Annotated in this window: 2 protein-coding genes and 1 pseudogene; all 3 read right to left on the bottom strand. The window is 35.4% G+C overall.

Translation table 11 applies throughout. From position 1 onward, the window contains the following. Positions 1-313: 313 nt before the first annotated feature. Positions 314-817, bottom strand: a pseudogene (locus AFK68_RS03665) (Uma2 family endonuclease); the annotation flags it as partial. Positions 818-849: 32 nt separating this feature from the next. Then, a complete protein-coding gene (locus AFK68_RS03660) occupies positions 850-1,098 on the bottom strand; it encodes a Uma2 family endonuclease (RefSeq protein ID WP_094671640.1) in 249 nt (82 codons plus the stop codon). Between the two features lie 90 nt (positions 1,099-1,188). After that, positions 1,189-2,547 (bottom strand): UDP-N-acetylmuramoyl-L-alanine--D-glutamate ligase, encoded by a 1,359-nt coding sequence (gene murD, locus AFK68_RS03655; protein ID WP_094671639.1) that lies wholly within the window; start codon positions 2,545-2,547, stop codon positions 1,189-1,191. Positions 2,548-2,929 lie beyond the last annotated feature (382 nt).

Below are 2,929 nucleotides of genomic sequence, written 5' to 3'. Positions count from 1 at the left end.
TGCTGATCCTATTTCACCTGATTCTAGACCCGAAGGACTCATCACAATAATTTCTCCACCTACTAATTCCATCTGATAATCTGGATAATCTATCTGCAACTTTTCTAAATCTTTAACTGTTAAATTTGCCATAACAATATTTCCTTTTTTTCATCATTAATCTGCTTTATCTCTGGTGTTTTTTATTTTGATTTTATAGCGGTTTTAACTTCATAACTTGCATTACTTCTTCCTTCTCTCCTAGATAATATGAGCCTTCTTCCTTTAAACCCAAATCTCTGTAGTCTAAAAAACATGAAAACTTCTATAATTCTTACCCAAACTCTGGCGCCCATACTTCAACTACAGGTAATTTCCATCCTGGTAAGATTTCTTCTACTTCTAACATATCCCCATCTTTCAGGACTATTTTTTCTTGCTGATAACGATAAACTTCCATTGTCCGACTGCGAGGATCTACTAACACCCCAACAACAGTTCCTAACTCTATAAATTCTTGTATTTTTTGACGTAATTTTGGTAATTTATCGCTCTTAGATTTAACTTCAAAAATTAGGTCAGGAACTAACTTAACATAATCTTCTGTAGGACGGAGTAATTTTTCTGCACGAATAAAAGAAACATCTGGAGTCCGAATATCTTCATCTGCATTTGGTAAGCGAAAACCTCCACTAGAAGCAATAACTCTACCTAACTTTCTTGGTCTTACCCAATTCCATAAATAAGCTACTATTGCTGATCCTATTTCACCTGATTCTAGACCCGAAGGACTCATCACAATAATTTCTCCACCTACTAATTCCATCTGATAATCTGGNTAGGACGGAGTAATTTTTCTGCACGAAACCGCTACGAGTCTGGAGTGCTAATATCTTCATCTGGATTTGGTAAGCGAAAACCTCCACTAGAAGCAATAACTCTACCTAACTTTCTTGGTCTTACCCAATTCCATAAATAAGCTACTATTGCTGATCCTATTTCACCTGATTCTAGACCCGAAGGACTCATCACAATAATTTCTCCACCTACTAATTCCATCTGATAATCTGGGTAATCTACTTGCAGCTTTTCTAAATCTTTAACTGTTAAACCAGACATAATTATAATTCACCTTTTTTTGTGTTTATTTCTATATTATATCTCATAGCTAAAACCTCAGAATTAACACCTACTACCTAACACCTAAATCTACCTTTTTTTCTGATTCAATGCCAAAGATAATTGCCGAAAATTATCTCCTCTTTCTTCAAAATTTTGATACTGATCAAAACTTGCACAAGCGGGAGATAATAACACAACTTTAGCATCATATTTTTTCGATAATGCTGCACCTCTAATTACCGCGCGTTCCATATTTTTCACTATTTCATAATGACGAAAATTAATCTTTTGTAATCTCTTAGCTAAAAACTCAGCAGCATCACCAATTAACAAAACAAAAACAACTTTTTCCTTAATTTGTCGCAACCAATCATTATCATTACCTTCTTTAGCTTCACCACCAGCAATTAATAATACAGGTGCCGGTACAGCTCTTAAACCAATTGCTGCAGCATCATAATTTGTAGCTTTACTATCATTAATAAAATCCACCCCATTCCAACTACAAATATATTCCAAACGGTGGGGTACACCAGAAAAATTTTCCACCGCCTCAGCGATCGCCTCTTTTTCTATTCCTGCCAATTTCGCCACTGCTACTGCCATCAATAAATTCTGCTGATTATGAGTTCCTAAGATTTGTAGTGACTCTACAGAAACTATTTGTTCTCCGAAAGCAACTACCCATCCATCTTCAATATAAATTCCCTTCGCAGCATCTCCCAGCAAATTAGCTTTACCTTTAACGCTTGTCCAGTAGGTATTATGCCAAAGGTTAGTTGCATTTTCATGCAAGTAGGGGTCATCACCATTGATAATTTGTATTTGAGAGCGATTTAATAAACTGGCTTTAATATTAAAATAATTATCTAAATTGTAGTGCCGACTGAGATGGTCAGGAGTAAAAGTAGTCCATACAGCAATCTCTGGCTTGAGAGTATTGGAAGACTCAACTTGATAACTGCTAACTTCTGCAATTACCCAATCTGGGGGAGTTTCTGATAAAGCTAATTCGCAAGCAGCATAACCAATATTACCACAGGCCGGAGCAGACAACCCCGCAGTCTGAAAAATTGCAGCAACTAAAGCAGTAGTAGTAGTTTTACCGTTGGTGCCAGTGATACCCACCCACCGGGGAGACTGGAGATATCGCCATGCCAATTCCATTTCGCCAATAGTTTCAATACCATTTTCTCTAGCACGGAGCAGTGGGGGTATATCCCAAGGCACACCAGGACTAACAACAACTAAATCTAAAGACTTTTCCGGTTCAAATGAATAACCCAACTTAACGGTAATACCCTCTTGAGTTAGTTGTTGTTCCTGTTGCTGGAGGGAGTCAGAAATATTGCGATCGCTCAATTCAACTTCCCAACCATTTTTTTTCAGCAGTCGCGCAGCAGCAACACCTGATTTTCCTAAACCAATAATATGAGCTTTTGACATAGTAAATTTTGAGTGAAGAACGAATTCCCAATCTAATTATTTTAATTTTACAGTAGATTGAGCTAGGATACTTCCATAAGATTTAGGATTTATACAGTTTCTATAAAAGGTAGTGTTATAGTTGATGCTTATTAAATAACTGAAGTAAATAAAATACCTATTTTTCTGGTATTTTTTCCTAAAAAAATATCTACAAAAAAAATTGGTGTAAAGTCTCTCTATTCTAAAAGGGATATTATCTGTATTTATAGCAGTTTTCATTTATCAAATACTAAATTAAAAAAATATAGTTACAGTAAAAAGAGGTAGTAGCGGGACTTTAGTGAAAAAATAGTAAAAAAAAGGGTATAATATATATCTGATATGTATTTTACGTTAATTA

Source organism: Hydrocoleum sp. CS-953, from assembly GCF_002260545.1.
GTDB lineage: Bacteria > Cyanobacteriota > Cyanobacteriia > Cyanobacteriales > Microcoleaceae > Trichodesmium.
This window is presented reverse-complemented; position numbering and strand designations above follow the sequence as displayed.

What these genes read in the sequence shown, in the direction of transcription:
- AFK68_RS03660 (WP_094671640.1), bottom strand. Translation starts at nt 1,098, where the DNA reads ATGTCTGGTTTAACAGTTAAAGATTTAGAAAAGCTGCAAGTAGATTAC.
- murD (WP_094671639.1), bottom strand. Translation starts at nt 2,547, where the DNA reads ATGTCAAAAGCTCATATTATTGGTTTAGGAAAATCAGGTGTTGCTGCT.